Source organism: Psychrobacter sp. 1Y4, assembly GCF_051847555.1.
In genome coordinates this window covers 1-525 of the sequence record NZ_JBPYDE010001121.1, presented here as the reverse complement: position 1 = coordinate 525, position 525 = coordinate 1, and the positions used below count along the sequence as shown (strand labels likewise).

Annotated in this window: 1 protein-coding gene; it reads right to left on the bottom strand. The window is 47.8% G+C overall.

Going from position 1 to position 525, the window contains the following annotated elements:
* The coding region (locus ACS8FC_RS20735; protein ID WP_439298171.1) for an ATP-binding cassette domain-containing protein at positions 1 to 525 on the bottom strand (525 nt) is incomplete at both ends.

Sequence of the window (525 nt, the reverse complement as noted above, 5' to 3'; positions counted from 1 at the left end):
GACATCATCAGCGACATGGCGTACGACTGACAAGTTGTGTGAGATAAAGACGTAAGCAGTACGATACTCATCCTGCAAATCCATAAATAGATTTAAGACTTGCGCTTGAATCGACACATCAAGTGCAGAGGTCGGCTCATCAGCGACGACAATTTTTGGATTGAGCATCATCGCGCGGGCGAGGGCAATCCGCTGGCGCTGACCACCCGAAAACATATGTGGAAAACGCCCAGCATGTTCAGGACGTAGGCCGACATTTCTCATCATCTCATTGATTTTGTCACGCTTTTCTTCTTTAGACAGATTGGTATGAATATCCAATGGCTCCGTCAGTTGATAGGCGATAGTATGACGCGGGTTTAAGCTACCATAAGGGTTTTGGAAGACCATTTGAATTTCAGTACGTAAGTCTTTAAGCGCCTTTCTACTGTAGCCAGTGGTGCCTTCATCATTGATAAACAGCTCGCCTTGCGTAGGCGCTTCGATCAGCGTCAACTGGCGGGCAAGGGTAGATTTGCCGCAGCC